Origin of the sequence: Bacillus sp. Brlt_9 (assembly GCF_051948935.1) — a bacterium.
Taxonomy (GTDB): domain Bacteria; phylum Bacillota; class Bacilli; order Bacillales; family Bacillaceae_G; genus Bacillus_A.
Genome location: NZ_JAYJLO010000011.1, coordinates 87650 through 113943, shown reverse-complemented (window position 1 = coordinate 113943; position 26294 = coordinate 87650). Strand labels below are relative to the sequence as shown.

The 26294-nt window shown below is 36.4% G+C and carries 17 protein-coding genes; 7 read left to right on the top strand and 10 right to left on the bottom strand.

The features are described 5' to 3' along the window. The first annotated feature begins 346 nt into the window (after positions 1–346). The 3 genes from VF726_RS27600 (at position 347) to VF726_RS27590 (ending at position 12463) form a co-directional block, all read left to right on the top strand. Positions 347–10051, top strand: a complete 9705-nt coding sequence (locus VF726_RS27600) for a SpaA isopeptide-forming pilin-related protein (RefSeq protein WP_440173408.1) — start codon at positions 347–349, stop codon at positions 10049–10051. A 490-nt stretch (positions 10052–10541) separates the two neighbouring features. Then, positions 10542–11942, top strand: a complete 1401-nt coding sequence (locus tag VF726_RS27595) for a M28 family metallopeptidase (RefSeq protein WP_440173406.1) — start codon at positions 10542–10544, stop codon at positions 11940–11942. A gap of 146 nt (positions 11943–12088) precedes the next feature. After that, positions 12089–12463, top strand: coding sequence for a hypothetical protein (locus VF726_RS27590; protein ID WP_440173405.1), 375 nt, complete (start codon positions 12089–12091; stop codon positions 12461–12463). Between the two features lie 25 nt (positions 12464–12488). On the opposite strand, the gene VF726_RS27585 is transcribed toward VF726_RS27590, so the two are convergent. The 5 genes from VF726_RS27585 to VF726_RS27565 all read right to left on the bottom strand — a co-directional run bounded on the left by VF726_RS27585 (position 12489) and on the right by VF726_RS27565 (position 16328). After that, positions 12489–13166, bottom strand: coding sequence for an anti-sigma factor (locus tag VF726_RS27585; RefSeq protein WP_440173403.1), 678 nt, complete (start codon positions 13164–13166; stop codon positions 12489–12491). Then, entirely contained in the window at positions 13150–13464 is a 315-nt protein-coding gene (locus VF726_RS27580) for a hypothetical protein (protein ID WP_000656673.1), read from the bottom strand. Before VF726_RS27580 ends, VF726_RS27585 begins: the two co-directional genes overlap by 17 nt. Continuing rightward, positions 13445–13978 (bottom strand): RNA polymerase sigma factor, encoded by a 534-nt coding sequence (locus VF726_RS27575; RefSeq protein ID WP_440173402.1) that lies wholly within the window; start codon positions 13976–13978, stop codon positions 13445–13447. Before VF726_RS27575 ends, VF726_RS27580 begins: the two co-directional genes overlap by 20 nt. Positions 13979–14220: 242 nt before the next feature. Beyond that, the gene (argS, locus tag VF726_RS27570) at positions 14221–15891 is read right to left on the bottom strand and encodes an arginine--tRNA ligase (protein ID WP_166704445.1); all 1671 of its coding nucleotides are present in this window, start codon (positions 15889–15891) and stop codon (positions 14221–14223) included. After that, entirely contained in the window at positions 15891–16328 is a 438-nt protein-coding gene (locus tag VF726_RS27565) for a DUF1934 domain-containing protein (protein WP_000414868.1), read from the bottom strand. Before VF726_RS27565 ends, argS begins: the two co-directional genes overlap by 1 nt. A gap of 202 nt (positions 16329–16530) precedes the next feature. Between VF726_RS27565 and VF726_RS27560 the strand changes: the two genes are divergently transcribed. After that, a complete protein-coding gene (locus VF726_RS27560; protein ID WP_440173401.1) occupies positions 16531–17517 on the top strand; it encodes a S66 family peptidase in 987 nt (328 codons plus the stop codon). A gap of 25 nt (positions 17518–17542) precedes the next feature. Here the strand turns inward: VF726_RS27560 and VF726_RS27555 are convergent, their stop codons facing one another. Beyond that, on the bottom strand, positions 17543–17905 hold the full coding sequence (locus VF726_RS27555; protein WP_061680051.1) for a YxeA family protein: 363 nt from the start codon (positions 17903–17905) through the stop codon (positions 17543–17545). 233 nt (positions 17906–18138) lie between these two features. On the opposite strand from VF726_RS27555, the gene VF726_RS27550 reads away from it, so the two are divergent. Continuing rightward, entirely contained in the window at positions 18139–19176 is a 1038-nt protein-coding gene (locus VF726_RS27550; RefSeq protein ID WP_440173400.1) for a PTS sugar transporter subunit IIC, read from the top strand. A gap of 276 nt (positions 19177–19452) precedes the next feature. On the opposite strand, the gene speB is transcribed toward VF726_RS27550, so the two are convergent. From speB to VF726_RS27530, 4 genes are all read right to left on the bottom strand, one after another. Beyond that, positions 19453–20325 carry an agmatinase gene (speB, locus tag VF726_RS27545; protein ID WP_440173399.1) on the bottom strand — a complete coding sequence of 291 codons (873 nt, stop codon included), beginning with the start codon at positions 20323–20325 and terminating at the stop codon, positions 19453–19455. Positions 20326–20542: 217 nt separating this feature from the next. Next, positions 20543–21370, bottom strand: a complete 828-nt coding sequence (speE, locus tag VF726_RS27540) for a polyamine aminopropyltransferase (RefSeq protein ID WP_000424698.1) — start codon at positions 21368–21370, stop codon at positions 20543–20545. Between the two features lie 186 nt (positions 21371–21556). Then, positions 21557–22720, bottom strand: a complete 1164-nt coding sequence (locus VF726_RS27535; protein ID WP_440173398.1) for an MFS transporter — start codon at positions 22718–22720, stop codon at positions 21557–21559. Positions 22721–22725: 5 nt separating this feature from the next. After that, positions 22726–23133: a MerR family transcriptional regulator gene (locus VF726_RS27530; protein WP_440173397.1), complete on the bottom strand. Its 408-nt coding sequence runs from the start codon at positions 23131–23133 to the stop codon at positions 22726–22728. Positions 23134–23285: 152 nt separating this feature from the next. Between VF726_RS27530 and VF726_RS27525 the strand changes: the two genes are divergently transcribed. After that, positions 23286–24011, top strand: a complete 726-nt coding sequence (locus VF726_RS27525; RefSeq protein WP_440173396.1) for a glycerophosphodiester phosphodiesterase — start codon at positions 23286–23288, stop codon at positions 24009–24011. 99 nt (positions 24012–24110) lie between these two features. Next, complete coding sequence (locus tag VF726_RS27520) at positions 24111–26162, top strand: transglycosylase domain-containing protein (protein ID WP_440173395.1); 2052 nt, start codon at positions 24111–24113, stop codon at positions 26160–26162. Positions 26163–26294: the final 132 nt, after the last annotated feature.

Here is a 26294-nt window from a genome sequence, read left to right as displayed (position 1 = left end):
CACATTGCAAGAATACAAATCCTTATAAAATAGTTTGAGCATTTCACTGCATATTTTTTGCATGTACCTATTTTATGAAGAACCACATAACAACTCGCATTCTATAAAGGTCTGATATCATTCCTTATCAGCATTTTATTCGACATTTTTTGTCGAAATTTGTATATTCATTCCCTATATTATTAAAATATACATTTGTTTTACGTTACAAGACATCTAATATGAACACTTTTCCTATAGGAGTATACGTAGTAAAGGAGGCATCAAATAAAGCACATTGATCTATGACAAATAATCTCTTCATAAAGCATTGTTATGTAGTAGAAGGATTCATAAAGGAGGCACAATGAAAAAACTTTTCAATATATGTTTAATTGTATTCGTACTATTTTCGCAACTTGCTAGTTTTCCATACAATCAAGTAAAAGCGGAAACCTTAACGGGGAATTCATTATTTGACACTGTTGAAATGAAAGATGCAAAGAATCATATCATTGACGAAGCATTAAATCCTAAAAACTTAATACAAGTAGGATCAACCATTCACCTAGAATATGCTTGGTCAATAAAAGATCAACAAACAGACTCAGCAGTGCTCCAAATACCTAACGCATTAAAAATTAAAAGTAATCAGCAAGGAAACTTGACGGTAAATCAGCAAATTATTGGTCAATATTTTATTACAGCAAACGATAACAAAATGAAACTAGTATTTAACGATCAAGTAAAAGATTCCAAAGGTGCGAACGGAAAAATCAATTTTGATACAGTATTCAATCCTGATTTAAAATCTGGTGCAAAATCTGTTCAACTCTCGTTCCCTCTAGGTACAACAGCTAAATCTATTTCAGTTCCTGTTCAAGTAGATAACCCTGCTTCACCTACTACGAATACGGGTACTGCTCAGCAACCGGCGGAAGAGCAAAAGAATGGTGATGCTCAGCAATCTACGGAAGAACAAAAGAATGGTGACGCTCAGCAACCTACGGAAGAGCAAAAGAATGGCGATGCTCAGCAACCTACGGAAGAGCAAAAAAATGGCGATGCTCAGCAACCTACAGAAGAGCAAAAAAATGGTGATGCTCAGCAACCTACGGAAGAGCAAAAGAATGGCGATGCTCAGCAACCTACAGAAGAGCAAAAAAATGGTGATGCTCAGCAACCGGCGGAGAAGCCTGGTGATAACACAACAGAGCAACCTGTTGACAATCCAGATCCATCACCTAAGCAAATTACAGAAAATATTTTAACAGGTGTCACATTAACGGATAAAGACGGTAAACCATTTAACAATACGGATAATCGTCCAGATCCAAATTCTATTACCCAAATTGATTTTACATGGGAAGTCTTGAAATCGCTGAACGCCAAAGAAGGTGATTACTTTACTTTCCAACTCCCAGACTACTTTATTGTCCACAATACGATTACACAAGATTTAATAGATGGAACAGGAAATAAGATTGGATCATTCGTTGTTACGCCTGATGGCAAAGTAACGATGACTTTTAACGAATATATTGACGATTATCCTAATATAGCTGGACATTTAAACATTCGTACGGAGTTTAATGAAGTAAAAATTACAGGGACTACAGAAAAACAAATCCCATTCCCTATTAAAGAAAAAGACGTTATTATCGAACTCGATTTTAAACCTAAAGTAACAAAATCTATAGATAAAAAAGGTGTACCTGATAGACCAATTAATACGAATCAAATTAATTGGAAAGTAGAAATGAACAAAACGAAAGATAAGCTTACAAATGCCGTCTTTCAAGATGAAATTCCAAAAGGTACAAGCCTCAACGAAGATTCTGTTAAGGTTTATTATTTAGAGGTTGATATTAACGGGAAGACAACTCGTGGTGCAGAAGTTCCTAAGGAAGAATATGAACTTACTTCATCCTCTGATAAATTAAATATCGCCTTTAAAAAGGAAACGAATAAAGCATATGAAATAGAATATGCAACAAAGATTACAGATGAAAGTGTTACAAGTTTCAAAAACAACGCAAAAGTATCTAGTGATAATCAAGATACTGTATCAACAAATGCAACTGTAACTGTTTCACGCGGTACACATCTAGAGAAAAATAGTAGATACAATCCAAAAACACAAACGATTGAATGGACAATTACTTTCAACGGTGACCAGAGAGATATCAAACAATCTGATGCACTTTTAAAAGATATTTTGGATAAATCTCATAAAGTTGATAAAAATTCTATCGTGGTAAAAAACGCTTCTTATGATAATGCAGGAAAACTTGTTACAGGTGACAACGCCACAAACTTTACTGTAAAGGAAACCAATGAGGGGTTTAATTTACAGTTTAATGAAGATATTAATAGTGCCTACGTCATTACGTACACATCAAAAGCTGCGCGTGATGTCATAACAGATGGAGAAATCAAAAATGAAATTATCGCAGATGGTAAATGGAGTAAAACAAACAAAGTTACGTTAAAACAACAAAACATCATAAAGAAACATAATAAAAAAGATACGGATTACAATAAGAAAACAACAACGTGGACAATTATTGTAAATGATAACAACTACGTATTAAACGATGCGGTTATCAAGGATACGTTTGACTATGGTGGCCTAACATTACAGAAAGATAGTTTCAAAATTACAGACGGATCGAAAACGCTTGATCCAAATTTTGATTACACACTTGATGTAACAGATAAGGGATTTGAAGTAAAACTAACTGGTGATTATAAGTCTAATATGAATAAAGCCTTAACGATCACATACACAACAGACTTTAATTATGAAACTCTATCTAAAGTAAAAGAGGATGAGAGTGAAAATACAGCATTCAAAAATACAGCAAATTTATCATGGATAGACATAAATGATAACAAGAACAATAGTTCATCTGATGATACATTTGATCCTGATTACTACACAAAAGGAAATGGATTTAAATACGGTTCTTACAATGCCCAAACGAAAGAAATTAAATGGGACATAGGGTTTAACTATAATAATATGACGATTAAGGATCCTTCTATTGTTGACGTATTAAAGAATAATCAAAAACTTATACCAGGCTCCATTGAGGTTTACCATATGGAATTAACCGGTAGTGCGCATGGATTTAAACTAGGGGCACCCGTTTCACCTGACGAATATACGATAGAAAATCCAACAAAAGATAACAACAATACATTAACGATTCATTTTAAAAACGAAATTAATTCTGCGTATTATGTTAGCTTTAAAACTTCACTCGCAGGTGAACAAATTAATAAGCGCTACGATAATTATGCCGATTTAAAAGATGGATCAAAAACTGTTACTACTATACATGGTTCATTTGAAATCAAAAACGGTGGTAGCGGGGTTATGAAAAAAGCAAAACAAAATGACAAGTACATTGATTGGAGCGTTTCTATTAATCCAAGTCAATCAACTATTGAAAATGCAGTCGTAACGGATGAACCAACAGACAATCAAATTCTTGATGAAAAGTCCTTCCACCTATACCCAACAACAGTAGCTGTGGATGGCACTTTAACGAAAGATACAACAAATGAATTAAAAGAAGGAACAGACTATAAACTCAAGGTAATAACAGACAACAATACAGGGAAACAACAATTTAAAGTTGAATTCCTTCATACGATTCATCGAGCTTATATTTTAGAATATCGCTCACTCATTAATGCAGATCATATGGAAACAGTAAGCAATAAAGCTAATATTACTGGTCACCGTTTAGTACTAGAGGAAACGAAAACTACTGAAAAGGTCGTTGTTAAAGTATCTTCTGGATCTGGAGGTGGTTCTGCTAGTAAAGGACGCGGAAGCCTTCAAATTATAAAGGTTGATGATAAAGATCAAACAGTACCATTAGCCGGAGCAGAATTTACTTTATATGATCAGACAGGTACAACCGCTATTCGACCAATTACAACCGATGCTGACGGTATCGCTAAGTTTAACAACTTACGACGTGATAAATATATGATTAAAGAAACGAAAGCACCTGAAGGTTATGTAATTAGTAAAGAATTAAAAGAAGGTATACTTGTTGAGCTAGGTTCAAAAGAAGTTACAACTTACACCCTTACAAATAAGAAATTTGTCGGGAAAGTAGTACTCACAAAAATTGATGCTCACAGTAAGGAAAAACTTGAACATGCTGTCTTCTCTTTACTGGATGAAAACAAACAAGTCATTCCTAAACATAAAGAATTAATAACAAATGATAAAGGACAAATTACTGTAGATCATTTAAAACCAGGAACTTACTACTTACAAGAAACAAAGGCTCCTGAGCATTATAAATTAGATGATCAACTTATTGAAGTTAAAATCGAAGAAGATCAAACAACAGTAATTGAAAAAGAAGCCTCAAACAATTTGATTAAAGGATCGGCTATATTAACAAAGGTTGATAAAAATGGTGAAACTTTAGCGGGGGCCGTATTTAGTGTACGTGACCGAAAAAACAAAATAATCCCTGGCTATGGAAAATTAACGACAAATGCTCAAGGCCAAATTGAAGCAAAAGATTTACGTCCTGGAGATTATCGATTTGTCGAAGAAAAAGCACCTAAAGATTACGACATAGATAAAAAACCAATTGAGTTTACAATTGTAAAAAGTCAAAAGGAAGCAGTTACTGTTACTGCGACGAATCATCTCATTAAAGGTGGCGTCACTTTAACAAAAGCTGATGATATCGATGGTACAACCCTTGCAGGTGCTATATTTAAAATTGTCGATGCTAATGATGAAAAGAAAGTCATTCGCAAAAATGTAACAACTGGCGCAGATGGTAAAGTAACTGTTAAAGACCTAGAGCCTGGCACGTATAAATTTATTGAAACAGAAGCTCCTAAGGATTATGTGTTAAATACAAATCCTATCGAGTTTACAATCGATAAAAGCCAACAGTCATTTACTACTGTTACGGCAACTAACAGTTTAAAAACAGGAGAAGTTGAATTATTAAAAGTTGATGAATTCGGTGATAAAAAACCTCTAAAAGGCGCCGTATTTAAGATTGTTGATGTAAATAACAATGATGTTCGTACGGACCTAACTACAAATGCTGATGGAAAAACAAAAGCTGATAAGCTACGTCCTGGTACGTATAAATTTATTGAAACAGCTGCTCCTGAACATTACGTTTTACGAGCAGAACCTATTGAATTTACAATCGATAGAAGTCAGAAAGAAACTCTACTTGTGAAAGCTGAAAATGCTTTAAAACCAGGAGATGTTGAATTAACGAAAGTTGATGATATCGATGGTACAGCTCTTGAAGGTGCTGTATTTAAAATTGTTGATGCTAATGATGAAAAGAAAGTCATTCGTGAAAACGTAAAAACTGGTGCGGATGGTAAAGCTATCGCTACTGGCTTACGCCCTGGGGACTATAAGTTTATCGAAGTAACAGCACCGAAGTATTACGATAAAAATAAAAAACCTATCGAGTTCACAATTAAAGAAAGTCAAGGAACTTCACCAATTACTGTTACTGCTAAAAATAGCTTAACAAAAGGCGGTATTAAATTAACAAAAGTGAATGCTGCAGATGAAAAGGAAACACTTGAAGGTGCAGTATTTAAAATCGTTAATAGAGATACGAATGAAGATGCTCGTACGAACCTTGTTACGAATAGTGAAGGAAAGTTAGTTGTTGACGACTTACGTCCTGGTAACTATAAACTTATCGAAACAAAGGCTCCAACTTATTACGATGTAAATGTAGAACCTATTGAATTTACAATCGAAAAAGGTCAACAAAAACTCCTTCCACTTACATTTAAAAATAGTTTAACGAAAGGAAAAGTTAAACTTATTAAAGAAGATGATGTGGAAAGTAGTATCGCTCTTGCCGGCGCAGTGTTCACATTACAAGACGCAACTGGCAACGAAATCGCAAAAGATTTAAAAACAGATGATTACGGAGTACTAGTTATTCCTGATTTAGCACCAGGAGATTATCAATTTATTGAAACATCAGCTCCTGAACATTATAAATTAGATCAAGCACCTATTAAGTTCACGATTAAAAAAGGTAGCAAGGATGATCTTCCAGTCCCTGTCACTGTAACAAATAGTTTACTTACAGGTGGCGTTACTTTAACAAAAGTTGATAACGTTGATGGCGTTACTCTTGAAGGTGCAGAATTTATCATTGTTGATGCTCATGATACGAAAAAGGTGGTTCGTAAAGGGTTAACTACCGATGAGCATGGTAAAGTTTCTGCTTCTGACTTACGCCCAGGTGACTATCAATTTATTGAAGTAAAAGCTCCAAAAGACTATACATTAGGCAACGATCCTATTCCGTTCACTATCGGAAAAAGTCAAAAAGAAAACATTACTGTTACTGCTACTAACAGCTTAAAGAAAGGTGCAGTCACATTAACGAAAATTGATGACATCGATCGTACAATGCTAAAAGGTGCAATCTTTAAAATTGTTGATATGAAGGGTAACGAAGTTCGCACAAACCTTGGTACAGATAAAAACGGAAAAATTTCCGTTTCTGATTTACGTCCTGGAGACTATCAGTTCATTGAAACAAAGGCTCCTGAGCACTATGTATTAGACGAAACACCGATTCCATTTACAATTGAAAGAAGTCAAACGAAAGAGATCAATGTTACAGGTAAAAACACTTTGACAAAAGGTAGCGTTGAACTAACAAAGATTGATGATATTGATACTAATACGAAGCTTGCTAATGCTGTATTTAATTTATTAGATGCAAACGGACAAGTAGTTGAAGAAGGCTTAAAAACAAATGCTGAAGGAAAAATTGTTGTTGAAAACCTACGTCCTGGTACGTATCAATTCGTTGAGACAATAGCTCCTGAACATTACGATTTAAATAAAACACCGATTGAATTTACAATTAAGAAAAGCCAAACTGAAACTCTTCATATTACGGCTAAAAACGCTCTAACAAAAGGTGGCGTTGAACTTTCTAAAGTAGATGACATCGATGGCACTAAACTTGAAGGTGCAGTATTTAACATTGTTGATATGAACGGTACTGTAATTCATAAAGACCTTGTTACAAATAGTAAAGGGAAAATCGAAATCGATGACCTACGTCCAGGTAATTATCAATTCATCGAAACGAAAGCTCCTAAGCATTACGTTTTAGATGAAACACCGATCCCTTTCACTATTGAAAAAGGACAAAAGAAAGCTATTTCTTTAACTGCTAAAAATAGCTTACAACAAGGTAGTATTGAACTACTTAAAGTAGATGATCTAAACGATCAAATGAAACTTTCTGATGCGGTATTTAATTTACTAGACCAAAACGGGAAAGTGCTTAAAACAGATTTAAAAACAAATAATGAAGGAAAAATCGTTGTTGAAAATTTACGTCCTGGTACGTATCAATTTGTCGAAACAACAGCTCCGAAACATTATGATTTAGACAAAAAACCAATTGTAGTTACAGTTGAAAAAAGCCCAAAAGATATTGCTACTGTTACTATGAAAAATAGTTTAACAAAAGGCGGCGTGGAACTTATTAAAGCAGACGACGTCGATGGTACTACTCTTGAAGGCGCAGTATTTAACATTGTTGATATGAAGGGTACTGTAATTCGCGAGAATCTGACTACAAATTCACAAGGTAAAATTAGCGTTCCTGACCTACGTCCAGGTAATTATCAATTCATCGAGACAAAGGCTCCGAAACATTACGATTTAAATAAAGAACCGATTCCTTTCACTATTGAAAAAGGACAAGCCGAACCGATTTCTGTTACTGCTACAAATAGTTTAACAAAAGGTGCGGTAGAGCTTTCTAAAGTGGATGACGTCGATGGCACTGCCCTTAAAGGCGCAGTATTTAATATCATTGATTTAAGTAATGGAAAAGATGTTCACATTAATCTTACGACAGATGCAGATGGTAAAATCTCTGTTCCAGATTTACGTCCAGGAGACTATCAGTTTATTGAAACAAAAGCTCCCGAACACTACAAATTAGACAGTACACCGCTTAAATTTACAATTAAGAAAAGCCAAGCAGAGAAACTACACGTCACTGCTACTAACAGCTTAATTGAAGGTGCTGTTGAATTAATTAAAGTGGATGATATAAATCCAGATACAAAACTTTCTGATGCAGTATTTAACATCATTGATGCGAAAGGTAAAGTTGTTCGCACGAATTTAACTACTGATAAAGACGGGAAAGTTTCTGCTTCTAATTTACGACCAGGAGATTATCAATTCGTTGAAACGAAAGCTCCTAAAGATTATGATTTAAATAAAACACCGATTCCTTTCACTATCGAGAAAAGCCAACCAACTCACGTTTCTGTTACTGCTGAAAATGGCTTAACTAAAGGTGGCGTGGAATTAACGAAAGTTGACTCTCTAGATGCGAAAGAAACGCTGGAAGGTGCGGTATTTAAAATTACTGATATGAACGGTAACGATATTCGTACGAATTTAGTTACCAATAAAGATGGTAAAATCATCGCTAAAGACTTACAACCTGGAGACTATCAATTTATTGAAACGAAAGCTCCTACTCATTATGACTTAAATGAAAATCCGATTAAGTTCACAATTGAAAGAAGTCAAACAAAACATGTCTTCGTTACAGCTACGAACAGCTTAACGAAAGGTAGTGTGGAGTTAATTAAAGTGGATGATGTTGAAGAAAACACAACACTTGAGGGTGCGGTATTTAAAATTGTTAATAAGGATGGACACGACGTCCGCACTGATTTAACTACTGATAAAAACGGTCGTTTAGTTGTGGATGAATTACCACCAGGAGACTATGAGTTTATCGAAACAAAAGCTCCTACTCATTATGACTTAAACGAAAAACCTATTAAGTTCACAGTTAAAAAAGGGCAAGAAAAAATCGCTTCCGTTACCGCTACAAATAGCTTAACGAAGGGCGCTGTTGAATTAACTAAGGTCGACGACGTCGACGGTTCTGCTCTTGAAGGAGCTATCTTCAAAATTGTTGATATGAACGGCAACGACGTTCGTTCTGATTTACCTACTAATAAAGATGGTAAAATTTCTGTTTCTGATTTACGTCCGGGAGACTATCAGTTTATTGAAACGAAAGCTCCTACTCATTACGACTTAAATCAAAACCCTATCAACTTTACTGTTGAAAAGAGTCAAACGGCTACAGCTTCTGTTACTGCTACAAATAGCTTAACGAAAGGCGCTGTTGAATTAACTAAGGTCGACGACGTCGACGGTTCTGCTCTTGAAGGTGCTATCTTTAAAATTGTTGATATGAACGGCAACGACGTTCGTTCTGATTTAACTACTGATAAAGATGGTAAAATTTCTGTTTCTGATTTACGTCCGGGAGACTATCAGTTTATTGAAACGAAAGCTCCTACTGGATACGATTTAAACGCTAAGCCAATTCCTTTCACAGTTACGAAAGGACAATCTCAAGTTACTTCTGTTACAGCTTTAAATAGTTTAACAACAGGTTCAATGGAGTTAACTAAAGTTGATATAGATCACCATGGAACACTTGAAGGTGCCATTTTCAATATTTTAGATCAAGACGGAAACGTAATACGAGAAGGTTTACAAACAGACGGGCATGGTAAATTAATCGTAAATGATTTGAAACCTGGTAATTATCAATTAGTGGAAACAAAAGCTCCTGAAGGCTATCAATTAGATGCATCACCAATAAACTTTACAATTGAAAAAGCTCAAGCTACACCACTACAAATTACAGTTTCAAATAAAAAAATCGATTCTTCATCAGGTGGAGATGATAAACCAATTACTCCTCCTAATAAAGAAGAGGAAACAGGGAAAGAAACTTCTGAAGAACTCGAAAAAGGAAATCCCGAAACACATGGTAAAGGAACTTCTGAAGAGCTAGAAAAAGAAAACCCTGAAACACAAATAAACAAACAGCAAGATGACCGAAATAAGGGGAAAGAACTTCCAAATACAGGTCACAAAAATGATCCTACTCAAACAGTAGGTATCGTACTTCTACTAGCTGGATTGTTAAGCATTTTAGCTACAAAACGAAAAAAATATTACTAATAGTTTTTCACACCCAATCAAGTGAACATTTGATTGGGTGTTTTTTTATACAAAAAAGAACGATACATAGAGTATCGTCCTTTTAACGGGGTGAGGCTGTCCAAAAGTACGGAAAACCTTTGAACAGCCTCATATTTTCATATGGATGCCTTACATATATCACTGATAATAAATATGAAATGCGGAAACATATTTATCATCACATGATTCAAACATGAGAAAAGAAACCCTACAGTGGATTCTTTTCTCTACATAATCTAAAGTTTGGGTACACTAGATTCATGCAATGTAGGAGCTTTCCAAGCAGAAAGCGAACCTTCATTTAAAATGATAGCATACATATCTCCATCAAAAATATGCAAATATGCATATAGCATTTTTTATTTCTCAATGTCAGAATATTGAAAAATAATTAAAGTAAAGGTAAAATGAAGTCGTTATCCGTCTTCTTTTGTCAGTCAGAGAGAATAGAAGAATAGGAGAGGAAAAAATGAAAAAATCTTTGAAACAAAAGATAGTAAGCTCTTTGCTTGCTGTATCACTCGCTGTTAGCTTAGCTCCAATTGGACAAGCCAAAGCTGATTCCACGTCAGAAATCACACAGACTTCACCTATCACAAAACAAGTTGATGCAAGCCGCGCCATCGAACACATCCGTTTCTTATCCGAAACAATTGGTCCTCGCCCTGGTGGGACAAAATCAGAAGAATGGGCTTCTCGCTACGTTGGTATGCAACTTAAATCAATGGGCTACGAAGTAGAATATCAACCATTTCAAGTGCCTGATCAATACGTTGGATTTATTGACTCACCATTATCTACAAAGCGTAATTGGCAAGCTGGCGCTGCCCCTAACGCATTAATTTCTACAGAAGCTGTTACAGCTCCTCTTATCTTTGTTCAAGGTGGGACAAAATTAGAGGATATCCCAAATGAAGTAAACGGAAAAATTGTTCTATTTGAAAGAGGAACAACAGTTGCAGACTATAATAAACAAGTTGAAAATGCTGTTAGTAAAGGAGCAAAAGGTGTTCTTTTATACAGTTTAATTGGCGGACGCGGAAATTATGGACAAACATTCAATCCTCGCCTAACGAAAAAGCAATCTATCCCTGTCTTTGGTCTTGCTTATGCACAAGGAAATGCATTTAAAGAAGAAATCGCTAAAAAGGGGACAACTCTTCTTTCCCTAAAAGCGAGACATGAATCTAATTTAACATCACTAAATGTCATCGCTAAAAAGAAACCAAAAAATAGTACGGGTAATGAAAAAGCTGTCGTTGTAAGTTCGCACTATGATAGCGTCGTTGGAGCACCTGGAGCAAACGATAATGCTTCTGGTACAGGATTAGTATTAGAGTTAGCTCGTTCTTTTCAAAATGTAGAAACTGATAAAGAAATTCGTTTTATTGCTTTTGGTTCTGAAGAGACTGGCTTACTTGGCTCTGATTATTACGTTAATAGTCTATCTCAAAAAGAACGCGATCGAATTTTAGGTGTCTTTAATGCAGACATGGTTGCAACAAATTACGATAAAGCAAAGAATTTATATGCTATGACGCCTAACGGTTCCCCAAACCTTGTAACAGACGCGGCCGTACAAGCAGGTAAACAATTAAATAATGAACTCGTACTACAAGGTAAATTTGGCTCTAGTGATCACGTACCATTTGCCGAAGTTGGGATCCCTGCTGCCCTATTTATTTGGATGGGTGTCGATAGTTGGAATCCATTAATCTATCATATCGAAAAGGTATATCACACACCTCAAGATAACGTATTTGAGAATATCTCACCTGAACGTATGAAAATGGCATTAGAAGTTATCAGAACTGGTGTTTATAACACACTTCAAAAACCTGTTTCTCAAACTGAACAGAAAGCTGCTTAATTATTTAAAAGATCACTGATTTTTATCAGTGGTCTTTTATTGAGAAAATACATATATGCATAAAAGCATATTTTCTCCTATTCATTATCATATACAATATTAACTGTAACAAAAATGATTACAACTAATAAGGAGGCTTTTCTACTATGAAAAAAATGATTTTAGCCGGTGCGTTAACTTTAGCAGGAATTACTGGTGCTACCGCGTTTATTCCTGAAACAAAGGTCGCTGCTGCCACTCAAGAACAAAGCTTTACAAAATTTTATTCTTTGCAAACTGGAAGTAGTTCTGAACAAGAACCTGTTTTCCTTCAAAAGGGACAAGAGTTAACAGTTCAACCTAACAGCAAAACCCCTAGTTACAGTGTTTATGACTCAAATCATAACCTTATTGGACGTTATTCTGATGGCTACGGCCGAATTTTCACTGCAAAAGCAGATGGGAATATGTACGTTCAATTTCATGCACCTTATGTTTACTATAGTCCTGTTAGCTTTTCGGTTACGTATACAATCCGATAAAATAAAGGGCCCTTCCCAAGGGCCTTTATTTTGTTTCCCAATTCACCTTTACAAAACCATCTTTCACCATTAAACCACTTATACTAAATACATACTTTTCATTCGCTTTCAATGTAGCTTTAAAAGTACCTTTTTTTGATTCACAGATTTCTTTTAACTCCCTTATACCTTCTCCTTCTCCTTTCCTTTCATACAAGCTAAAGCATAAATTCCCACGTTTTGCATCCGTCTCATAAGAAAATGTTACTTCTGTGTCTTTGGCATACTCAAGTTCAATACCTTTCCCAGCAATATCCCATGATGAGAATTTTGCCTCATAGCTTGTCTCTCCTTGTTGCTCACTCTCTAAATATATATCACCAGCTCTCCACATATCATCTAACGTTTGAAGAAAAGCAAAGCCGCTCAGTAATACAAACATCGCACTTGCAAATATGACAACTAATGTTATCTTTTGTTTTTTTATAGCATTCATCGTATGCTCTCCTTCTATTTTCTTGTTACTTCTTCGTATCATATATAACAAAACTCCAATAAAAAACGGCAATATAATTGCTACAACACTCCACCACTTACTTATTCCACGCGTTTTCGCATCTGTATACACCCATGATGCTACACATACTAAAAGTGCTATAAAAGCTAAAAACATTGTAATCCCAGCTATCTCAAATACTACAAATGGATTATCGAACTCTATCATGTAATTTATACTCCTTCTTTAAAAACGACTGTATGACAACATATATAGGAATGTATAGGTGCATCATAATAACTATCGTTATAATGACAGATATTTTATGCTCCAAATGACTAACAAACTGCTCTAGGGTGACTGTTAATACAATCATCCAAATAGCATGAATGAAAACAACCCATCTCTTCTCTAATTTCCGAGCATTTCGCATGCCCTGCTTCGTATTATTTATTAGCTCTTCGCTAGGAATCATCTCTTCCGCTAAACTACTTTTTATCTTTTGATCAAATTTGTCTTCCTTCATAAACGAACCCCTCCAAATGTTCTCGCATTTGCTTCTTCGCATAATTAAGGCGGTATTTCACTGTACCAATCGGTATATTTAATATTTCACTCATTTCCTTATAAGAATATTGTTCATAATAGTAGAGTACGAGCACGGTTTTATATTTTTCATTCAATAACTGTATAACTTCCCGTATCATTTCCGCTTCCACTTTTTGAATAAACTCTTCTGATATATTCACTTCATCTGCGAAATCTATTTCTCCACCATCATCTTTATAAAACAAATCCAATACACGATCTTTCCACCGTTTTTTCTTGCGATAAAAATCATAAAATGTGCGAACACAAATTGTAGTAATCCACTTTTTATAGTTATCTACGTAAGAAAGTTGGTGCCTAGAGGAAAAAACCTTTATCCACGTCTCTTGAAAAATATCTTCCGCGTCTTCTTTCGTCTTCGCTAACTTATAGCATAAGGAATATATTTGCTGCTTATATATATCAATCAATTCTTCTACCTTTTCTTCCATCATAAACCTCCTGTCATTTATATAAGACGACGCAAATTCTCCTTTTGTTTGATAAAATTTTATTTTTTTATTATCTCCATACAAAAAGGCAATCACAACATCGTGTGATTGCCTTTTATTGAAAGCGAACAGTCGGCTAGAATACTCGGTGGCTTCGCGCCTTCCTCCGAGGCAAAGTACGCCTCTCTGTCAGGAGCCCCATCCCCCTCCTATTCTGAACGAGCCGCTTCCGCTTTTCTTTATTACATTTTTTCTGGTGCAGATACCCCTACGATTGCTAGTGCGTTTTGAAGTGTAGTGCGTACTGCCTTCATTAACTCATAACGAGCTTTACTTAATTCTAAATTATCTTGGTTTAATACTTTTTCTGCATTGTAGAAGCTGTGTAATGCTGCTGCTAATTCAAATGCATAGTTTGTAATGCGGTGTGGCAGACGTTTTTGCGCTGCATCCGCAACTACTGCTGGGAATTCACCAAGTTTTTTCAGTAACTCTACTTCTTTCTCAGAAGTAACAAGTTTGTAGTTCACATCTCCGCCTGTAGCTAATCCTAACTCTTCACCTTGACGAAGGATACTGCATACACGAGCATGTGCATATTGTGCATAGTATACTGGGTTTTCATTAGATTTTGATACAGCTAAGTCCATATCGAAATCTAAATGAGAATCACCGCTACGCATTGCGAAGAAGTAACGCATTGCGTCCACGCCTACTTCTTCCATAAGCTCACGAAGTGTAACTGCTTTACCTGTACGCTTACTCATCTTCATTTTTTCACCATTTTGATACAGTTGTACCATTTGGATGATTTCTACTTCAAGTGTTTCTTTATCGTAACCTAGCGCTTGGATAGCAGCTTTCATACGAGGAATGTAACCGTGGTGGTCAGCACCCCAAATGTTGATTAACTTATCGAAACCACGCTCTAATTTATCACGGTGATACGCGATATCCGGCGTTAAGTACGTGTAAGAACCATCGTTTTTAATTAATACACGGTTTTTATCGTCACCGTAAGTCATTGAACGGAACCAAGTCGCTCCATCTTCTTCAAAGATCTCTTCACGCTCTTTTAATACTGCAAGAGCTTGATCGATTTTTCCGTTTTTGTATAATGATGTTTCTGAGAACCATACATCAAATTTAACACGGAAGCTTTCTAAGTCTTTTTGAAGTTTTGCTAACTCATATTTTAAACCGTACTCACGGTAGAATTCATAGCTTTCTTTTTCATCAGCTTTCGCATAACGATCGCCAAACTCTTCAGCTAAACGTTTACCGATTCCAATGATATCCGCACCATGGTATCCGTCTTCTGGCATTTCTTTCTCTAGACCTAAAGCTTGCATGTAACGAGCTTCAACTGAAAGAGCTAAATTATGAATTTGGTTACCAGCGTCATTAATGTAGTACTCACGAGATACATCGTATCCTGCTTTTGCTAATAGGTTACATAAAGTGTCACCTACTGCTGCACCACGTGCATGTCCTAAGTGAAGGTCACCTGTTGGGTTCGCAGATACGAACTCAATTTGTACTTTTTCACCTTTACCAGTATTCGTTTCACCGTAAGCTTCGCCAGCGTTAACGATTGTTGGGATTAAGTCTGTTAAGTAGCTATTATCCATGTAGAAGTTAATGAAACCAGGTCCTGCAATTTCAATTTTTTCAATAGAAGCTTTTGCTTTATCGAAGTTTGCAACTAATTCTTCTGCAATCATACGAGGTGCTTTTTTCGCAACGCGTGCAAGTTGCATTGCCATATTTGTAGAGAAGTCACCATTTGTTTTATCTTTTGGAGATTCTAATACAACGTTTGGAATCTGTTCTTCTGTCGCTAATTCTGCCTTTAATACAGCAGCTTGAATTTCTTCTTTAATCAATCCTTTTACTTGTTCTAAAGAATTCATTATTTTGCCTCCTTCAAATTAAGTGTAATTGTATATCTGCCAGCTTCTTGTTCACTTAGAAGCAATGCGTACGTTAAGAAAAGTTGTCCTTTTTTCTTTTCATCCGACCATTTAAAAAGAACGTTATCAGTTTTCGTTTGCAATGCAAACGTACCAAGTTCACTCGTATACGTACCAGTTGTCCATTCACCTTTCACATGCGTTTGACGCATTGAAACAGCACCTGAACGCATAATGAGAACTTGTTCATCTTGAATTTTAATAATTGTTTTCACTTCGCCTTGTTCGTTCGGCTCTTGGAATGTTACGTATGTACCTTGACCTTTTACATAGTATTGACCATTTGCTTCAAAAGCAACGGTTTCCTTCCTCGCCCCTTCACGGATTTCTGTTACGAAATGAACGTGTACCGGCAAGCCTGCAAGTTGTTTCTCCACGTCTTGCACACCTTTCAAATGTTATAGATATTAAATACTACTTATAATAAATCACTTTTCCTATCATATCAAAAAAAACCTCTGTCTGTCTGCTGAAAAATCAGGAAAACTCCATTTCAAAAAATAATTCACTTTCACTTTATTTCATATGATAAAATGTTTTTTAAATCTAAATATTCTTTCATTTAAAGAGGTGAGTTATGTGCTACCAACGAAATTGAAAAAAGGTGATGAAATTAGAGTCATTTCACCAGCTTGCAGTTTAAGTATTGTCTCAAATACGAACCAAGAGCTTGCTATAAAAAGATTAACTGACATGGGCTTTCAAGTTACGTTCTCAACATATGCTGATGAGATAGATCGATTCGCTTCCTCTTCTATTTCTTCACGCGTTCAAGATCTCCACGAAGCATTTAAAGACCCAAATGTAAAAGCTATTTTGACGACACTTGGTGGATACAATTCTAACGGTTTATTAAAACATCTCGATTATGATTTAATTCGAGAAAACCCGAAATTTTTCTGTGGCTATTCTGATATCACTGCTTTAAATAATGCAATTTACACAAAAACAGGACTTGTTACATATTCAGGACCCCACTTCTCTTCATTTGGAATGGAAAAAGGTCTCGAGTATACAACCGATTACTTTTTAAAATGCTTAACTTCTAATGAGCCTATTGAAATCCTGCCATCTGAAACATGGAGTGATGATTCTTGGTACATCGATCAGGAAAATCGAGAATTCATAAAAAATGAAGGATATGTTTCAATTCACGAAGGCGAAGCAACTGGAGAAATTATCGGTGGTAATATGAGCACATTGAATTTACTACAAGGTACACCATATATGCCAAATTTACAGGATAAAATTTTATTTCTTGAAGAAGATAGTTTAACAGGAACAGCTACCCTTAAAACTTTTGATCGTTATTTACATTCCCTTATGCAGCAGCAAAATTTTGAGTACATAAAGGGTATCGTTATAGGAAAGATGCAAAAAGGTGCGGAATGTACGACAGAAGACATTCAGGAAATGATTGCTTCAAAGCCTGAACTTGCACATATACCTATCATTGCAAACGCAAGTTTCGGTCATACAACCCCGATTTTCACTTTCCCAATTGGTGGACGTGTAAAAATCATTTCTAACAAAGAAAAAACATCTATCACTATTTTAACGCACTAAAAAAGGAGCGAATGAGTCGCTCCTTTTATGGTTTCTCTATTTTTTCCAACGCTTTTTGCGGAATTGATTCTTTTGAGATTTCAGCCCATCCTTTTCCTTGCATACCCTTTGCATAGATTTTTATAAATGCCCCCGTATGCAATTCACGGTTCATCATTCTTTTCACAACTTGTAACTTTCCGTCTTCTGTATATCCTTTAAATGTATACAAGTATTCTCCGTCTTTTTTCTCGCCTTTATCTATAACTGCATAATAATCTTGTATTTCTTTATTTGAAAAGAAGTTGTCTACAAAAGCATGTACACCTTCTGTTTTTGTGTTTAAATAATATGCTGTTCCCCCTAAAATAATGGCGAACACAGCTAAAACTTTAATTACCAATTTCATAAATGCGCCTCCTGTTTGCACTTCTTTCTCACTAACCTTATGTCTATACATGTATTATACGAAAAACAACATACTATACTCTATCGAAACGCCTTACACTTTCCTTACATTATTGTAAGAGTTTTTCCCTTTATAGCAAATTCCCATCAAAAAATTTTCCGTTTACCAAACTTTTATATTATTATTGAATGATACGAATTTTTATTACAAAAATCAAAGGAGACAGTTTTCAAATGGCTATCTTGCAAGGTTTAGCACTATTACTTGTTGTACTTTGTCTATTTACACTTTTTAGTTACCGTGCTCCTTACGGCATGAAAGCAATGGGTGCTTTAGCTAATGCAGCAATCGCAAGTTTTCTTATTGAAGCATTTCACCGTTATATCGGTGGAGAAATGTTTCATAATGACTTTTTACAATCAGTAGGAGAAGCTTCTGGTAGTATGAGCGGTGTCGCAGCGGCAATTTTAGTCGCATTAGCAATCGGTGTTTCACCCGTATATGCTGTTCTAATCGGTATCGCTACTAGTGGATTCGGTATTTTACCAGGATTTTTCGCTGGATACGTTTGCGCTTTCGTCGTGAAATTCCTCGAAAAGAAATTACCGGCCGGAGTAGAGTTTTTAGCAATTTTATTTATTGCTGCACCAATTTCACGCGGAATGGCCATGCTTATGGATCCGCTCGTAAACGCAACACTCGGTAAAATCGGTTCTATGATTTCAGCTGCAACTACTGAAAGTCCTATCATTATGGGTATTATGCTTGGTGGATTAATAACAGTTATTTCTACCTCTCCATTAAGTTCTATGGCACTAACTGCAATGCTTGGATTAACAGGTTTACCAATGGCAATTGGTAGTCTTGCCGTAGCAGCCTCAGCCCCGATGAACTTTATTTTCTTTAAGCGACTAAAAATTTGTTCAAAGAAAGACACAATCGCTGTAGCAATCGAGCCTTTAACACAAGCCGATGTTGTTTCAGCAAATCCAATTCCTATTTATGCGACAAACTTCGTTGGCGGTGCACTTGCTGGTATTATTACATCTCTGTTCCAACTCGTTAATAATGCGCCAGGAACAGCATCACCAATCCCAGGACTTCTTGTCTTATTCGGATTTAATGACGTTGTAAAAGTAACAATTGCTGCTGTACTATGTGGAATCGTTACCACTATTGTTGGATATATCGGATCAATCATATTCCGCAAATATCCAATTCGTTCTGCTGATGAAATTCGCGGCATTACTTCAGAAGAGAAAGTTGCATAAGAAAAAGAGCTATTCTCATCGTTTGAGAATAGCTCTTTTTGATGTTGCGTGACGGTAAATGAAATTATATTAGCGATTTTTTAAATATATCGGCTTACGGACACATATCGACAAAATAAGAGCCCCCTATTCATATAGGAGGCTTCACTTTTACTTTATCCAGCTACAGCGGCTAGCATGATCGGTGGCTTCACTTCTTCCTTCGAGGCAAAAAGCGCCTCTACGTCTGAAGCTCCATCCCCCTCACATTCTGAACGAGCCGCTTCCGCTTTTATTTTATTTCACCCAACCGAGCAGCATTTCCCGCACGAATTTGCTTGCTGCGACTGGTGTTTGATCACTATGGTCGTAGACAGGAGCTACTTCTACTAAGTCTGCTCCAACTACATTTATATTTGAATTTGCAATTGCTACGATGGAATCTAATAATTCTTTAGATGTGATACCTCCAGCTTCTAACGTTCCTGTTCCAGGAGCATGAGCTGGGTCTAATACGTCAATGTCAATTGTGACATAAACTGGGCGTCCTGCAAGTTTCGGTAATACTTCTTTTAACGGTTCTAATACGTCAAATTTATATAAGTTCATACCTACTTCTTTTGCCCATTCGAATTCTTCCTTCATTCCAGAACGAATACCGAAAGAATATACGTTTTCCGGACCAATTAAATCGCACACTTTACGAATAGGCGTAGAGTGGGATAAAGGCTCCCCTTCATACGATTCACGTAAATCAGTATGAGCATCCATATGGATGATTGCTAAATCCGGATATTTTTTTGCCATTGCCTTAAAAATTGGCCAAGACACTAAGTGCTCGCCGCCGAGACCTAGTGGAAACTTACCGGCATCTAAAAGTTTTGATACATACTCTTCAATCATGTCTAAGCTGCGCTGTGCGTTTCCGAATGGTAATGGAATATCACCCGCATCAAAATATTTTACCTCTTCTAATTCACGATCTAAATATGGGCTATATTCTTCAAGACCGATTGATACTTCACGAATACGTGCAGGGCCAAAGCGAGAACCTGGACGGTAACTTACTGTCCAATCCATAGGCATCCCGTAAATAACTACCTGTGACTCTTCAAAACTTGGATGACTTTTAATAAATACTTTACCTGAATAAGCTTCATCAAAACGCATATTCTTTTCCTCCTTATGTGGAACTTAAGGTATCCCAACCTTTCATTATTTCTCAAATTTGGAGCGAGCTGCTCCTCTTTCTCGATTTACCGGGTCTTCTGTTTCATAACAAGAAGACGATTTTCTTTATAGGAGTGTAAGTAGCTAGCATGTTCAAGTCTTCTGGACAAACACCTTAAATGAGCTACTTACACTTTATTTGTTCAAACTCGATTTCTTACTTAATTAAATCGCCAACAAATTTCGGTAATGCGAATGCTGCATTGTGTAGTTCTTTTGTGTAGTATTTCGTTTCGATTTCGTGGAAACGCTCTTCACTTACTTGTAATGGATCATGTTTTTTAGATCCAATTGTGAACGTCCAAAGACCACTTGGGTAAGTTGGAATGTTCGCTGTGTATAAACGAGTAATTGGGAAAATTTCTTTTACGTCTTTAAACACAGTTGTAATTAGTTCCGGTGTGAACCAAGGGTTGTCCGTTTGTGCAACGAAAATACCGTCTTCTTTTAACGCTTTAGAGATTCCAGCGTAGAAGCCTTTTGTAAATAAGTTTACTGCTGGTCCTACTGGCTCGGTAGAATCTACCATAATTACGTCATATTCATTTTCGCTTTCTGCGATGTGTAGGAAACCGTCTCCTACTTTTACTTCTACACGTTCATTGTCTAATGCGCCTGCAATTGATGGTAAGTATTGTTTAGAGTACTCAATTACTTTTCCATCGATTTCAACAAGAGTTGCTTTCTTTACGCTTGGGTGTTTTAACACTTCACGAATAACACCGCCATCACCGCCGCCAACAACTAATACGTTTTCAGGGTTTGGATGTGTAAATAAAGGTACGTGCGCTACCATTTCATGATAAACGAACTCATCTTTTTCTGTTGTCATAACCATGCCATCTAAAATAAGCATGTTTCCGAACTCTTCCGTTTCAACCATATCAAGTTTTTGGAATTCTGTTTGCTCCGTATGTAATGTGCGGTTAATACGCGCCGTAATCCCAAAATGTTTTGTTTGTTTTTCAGTGAACCATAGTTCCATCGTACAATCACGCCTTTCAATGCAAATTTATAATAGGGACATCATTAATGTCCCCTAACAAAAATAAAACAAAACATCCAAAAAGTATAGTTAAAAGTACAAAAATACCGAAAATATATTTTAGTCAGAGGGTTCTAACATATATACGAAAAGGGATTGCCCTGTAATAGGAAAGAAAACCCTTTCTTAAGAAAGGGCTTTTCTCTCTACTTCTACTGGCTTTCGAACCGGAATTAAAATCATTACGCAACCGACTAATACAACAATTCCACCGACTAAAAATGGACTTTGCGGTGAAATAGTGTGGCCGATGATTCCTGATAAGATTGGAGCAATTGCGCCACCTAGCCAACGAACGAAATTATAAACACCTGATGTAACAGATCTTTCATAAGGTGAAATATCCATTACATAACTTGTAAATAATGCATTATTTAATCCAGATGCTAATCCTGATAGAACAATTAATACAATTTGTAACCACATAACTTTCACAAAGAATAGTGCGATTAAGAAAAGCGCAAATATGAGTAAGCTACCTTTCAGCAATGCTTTCGGCTCATATTTACCTTCTAACTTATGAGCTAGAATTGCAGAACCGTAAGCTAATGCTAATCCCCATCCACAAAATACAAATCCTAATTGAATAGCAGATAAATGCATAATAAGTGGTGAATATGCTAACACAACAAAAAATCCGTAGTAATATAGCATTCCTGAAATCGCACCTTGCATAAACGGTTTATATTTCACCAGGTTAAGTAATTCTCCTACGCCTGCCGCTTTACGCTTCACTTTTCGCTCCGGTTCTTTTACAAAACAGAAAACTAAAATAAATGCTAAGAAAATTAAAATACTCGTCGCAAAAAATGGGTAACGCCAAGAATGTCCACCTAATATCCCGCCTAATAACGGGCCACCTGCCATCCCTAAACCGATAGCCGCTTCATATAACCCTACTGCTTCATGAACTTCTTTACTTAATGCAATCAATAATGTCATCGCGGTTGCGAAGAACATTGCATTTCCTAATCCCCATCCGGCGCGGAAAAGAGATAATTGAGCAATCGTTTGCGATATACCGCATATAAACGCAAATACAGTCACGATTGCAAGGCCGATTGTCATCATTCGTTTATCACCAAATCTCGATGCAAATATTCCAGCCGGTAACATCATAATGGCCATCGTTAAAATATATGCTGTAAATAACATCTCTACTTGCCAATGCGATGCACCAATTTGCTCAGCAATGCTTGGTAAGATTGGGTCGACTACCCCTATACCTGAAAAGGCAAGGAAGGTAGCCACCACTGTAATCAATCTCCCTAGTTTTTGTTTGCTCTCCATTTTGATCATTCTCCTTTTGTACTCTCCAAAAATGTCACTGCACGATGTAAGCTATCTTCAAGTTCTGCCTTTACACGCTGCATTTGCTCCATTTTCTCGTCTAGCGTTTGCACTTGTTTTTCAAGCATCTCTTTAATTTCTTGAATCACTTCGCGGTCACGAGGATTCTCACTATTTCTTCTTTGCTCCATTCTTTCTTTTAACGATAAGAAATGTTGCATTTCTTGAAGCGTAATCCCTAACACTTCTTTCGCTTCCACAATTCTTTTAATTCTGGCGATATCTCCGTCTGTATACAGGCGAATGTTCCCCTCACTACGCTCAGGGGGATGAATTAAACCAATTTCCTCATAATAACGAAGTGTACGTTTTGTTAAACCAACTTGCTTTGTGACTTCATCAATTTTATACATGTTTATTCCTCCCTTCACTCAATTATTACATTTTACGTTAACGTTAACTTTTGTGCAACTGTTAGACTTTTGTAAATGTTTATCCTGTTCAATTGTATTTTTCCAGAAGCAGTTTCATAATGAAAGAAAAGAAACGATAAGGAGATTTCCGTATGAATAAACCACTTATTTTCGCCCATCGCGGGGTAAAAGGAACACATCCAGAAAATACGATGATTGCCTTCCAAGAAGCTGAACGTATTGGCGCCCATGGAATTGAACTTGATGTCCACCTATCAAAAGATGGTGAACTTGTCGTAATTCACGATGAAACGGTAGACCGCACAACGAATGATGTAGGTCTCGTTTCTGAAAAAACGGTAGCGGAATTACAAGCTTTAGATGCTGGTAGCTATAAAGACCCTTCTTTTCATGAAGCAAAAATTCCGACGTTACGCGAAGTATTCATTTGGTTATCTACAACAAATTTACAGCTCAACATCGAGTTAAAAACAGATGTTATTCACTATCCATATATTGAAGAAAAGGCTGTTGCTCTCGTTCGCGAATACCATCTGTCTAATCAAATTGTATTTTCGTCATTTAACCACGAATCTGTTTCATTATTAGCAGAAATAGCTCCTGAAATCCCGAGAGCAATTTTATATGACACACCACTTGCTGATCCTATTGCCGAAGCAAAAACTAGAGAAGCAACTGGTTTACACCCAAACTTTCAATTATTAACAAAAGAATTTGTTCAATTTGCACAAGATCAAGGGTACGTTTTCCGCCCTTATACAATTAACGAATATAAAGATTTACAAACTATGATTGATTATGGCGTAGATGTCATTATTACCGATTGGCCAGCACGTGCCTTTGAGCTCCTTTCTTAATTGAAAGGGCTTTTTGTTTTCGAAATTTCATTGTTTAAAATAACCGAAAACCCTCAATACTAATACAATAATGTTTGTATGAATGAGGGGCTGAAAAAGATGGATCAAACTATGAATCCGAAACTTAAAAAATATAAACGTCTTTTCTTCACCGTAATGTTTTCTTCTGTTCTTTTTTTCGTTTTTTCCTTTTTTGTTATTATTATAGTCGCAAAAATTATGGGACCTCCTCCTGTTGCTGTCCCGCAAACAAGTGTCTTTTACGCTAATGATGACACTGTTATCGGACAAAGTAATGAAATGCAAAAACGCTACAATGTATCTCTCAACGAAATTTCTCCTTATGTAAAAGAGGCGACGCTATCTATCGAAGATCAACGATTCTACAAACATCATGGCTTTGATATGAAGCGTATCGCTGGTGCGATTGTTGCCGATTTAAAAGCGATGGCAAAAGTCCAAGGTGCTAGTACGATTACACAACAGTATGCTCGTAACCTATACTTAGATCATGATAAAACGTGGAAACGTAAACTATTAGAAGCGATGTACACAATCCGCCTTGAGGTGAATTATAATAAAAATCATATTTTAGAAGGATATTTAAATACAATTTATTACGGGCATGGTGCTTACGGAATCGAAGCTGCGTCCCGTCTCTATTTCGATAAAACAGCAAAAGAATTAACATTAGCAGAAGCTAGTATGCTCGCAGGTATCCCAAAAGGACCTAGTGTCTATTCTCCCTTTTTAAAAGAGGATCGTGCGAAGGGACGACAAGCTCTCATATTAGATGAAATGGTAGAACAAGGTTATATTACGAAGAAACAAGCAACTTCAGCGAAGAAAGAGTCACTAACTTTTGCTTCATTAGATACGAAAAAAGTGGCAGAGATCGCACCTTATTTCCAAGATGCTGTACAAGCTTCTCTTCTTCGTGATATCGGATTAGACGAACAGGCGTTACAAAAAGGCGGCTTGCGTATTTATACAACGCTAGACCCGAAATTACAATCGGTTGCAGAGCAAGCTGTAAAAAATCATATACCTGACACAACAAACATACAAACGGCGCTCGTCTCTATGAATCCGAAAACAGGTGAAGTAGCTGCCCTTGTTGGCGGAACGGATTATAATACGAGTCAATTTAACAGGGCTACACAGGCCGCTCGACAGCCTGGTTCTACGTTTAAGCCATTCCTGTATTATGCGGCATTAGAACGAGGATTCACGCCTGCTACGCGCTTAAAAAGCGAATACACTGTATTTACTTTAGGTGACGGTGTTTCAAAGTATAAACCGAAAAACTATAAAGACTATTATGCAGACGATTTTGTAACAATGGCGCAAGCTCTTGCGGTCTCTGATAATGTCTATGCCGTGAAGACCAATTTATTTTTAGGCGACGATATTCTTACAAAAACAGCGAAACAATTCGGAATTAAGAGTGCATTAAAGGACGTCCCTTCCCTTGCTCTCGGTACATCTCCTGTAAAACCAATTGAAATGGTTAACGCTTATAGCATGTTCGCAAATGGCGGAAAAGAAGTAAAACCGATTTTCATTCGCCGCATTATGGATCATGAAGGAAATATGTTATACGATGCTCATTTGGAGAGTAAGCAAGTTCTTGATAAGAGCAAAGCATTTGTGATGGAAGAAATGATGACGGGTATGTTTAATAAAAACCTAAGTAGTTATGCTGCTGTGACCGGTCAATCGATGTTATCAAAGCTATCCAGAACATACGCCGGTAAGTCTGGTTCTACGGAAACGGATAGCTGGATGATTGGATTCACTCCGCAAATCGTAACTGGTGTATGGGTTGGATATGATCAACCTAAATCGATTTCAAACGTAGCAGAACAAGGCTATGCGAAAAGAATATGGACCGATACGATGGAAAAAGGATTAGATGGACAACCTAAAAAAGAGTTTAAACAACCAAATGACGTCGTTGCAGTCGATATTAACCCTGAAAACGGGAAAATCGCTACAAAAAATTGTCCCACTTCAGTTAAAATGTATTTCGCAAAAGGTACAGAACCAACTGAATATTGTATGGATCATGTCGATGATAAGGAAGAATTTGAAAAGACAACTGAAGAAAAGAAAAAAACAAGTTGGTGGAAAAGATATCTTCCTTGGTAGAACATCAGGCTACTTCACTGAATGTGGAATAGCCTCCTATTGTCATTCTTTGTCGGTAAATCGATTTTTCTTGTCGAATCGGCGATATATCCAAAAAATCGTTGATATATTTTCATACAACAAACCAAAATA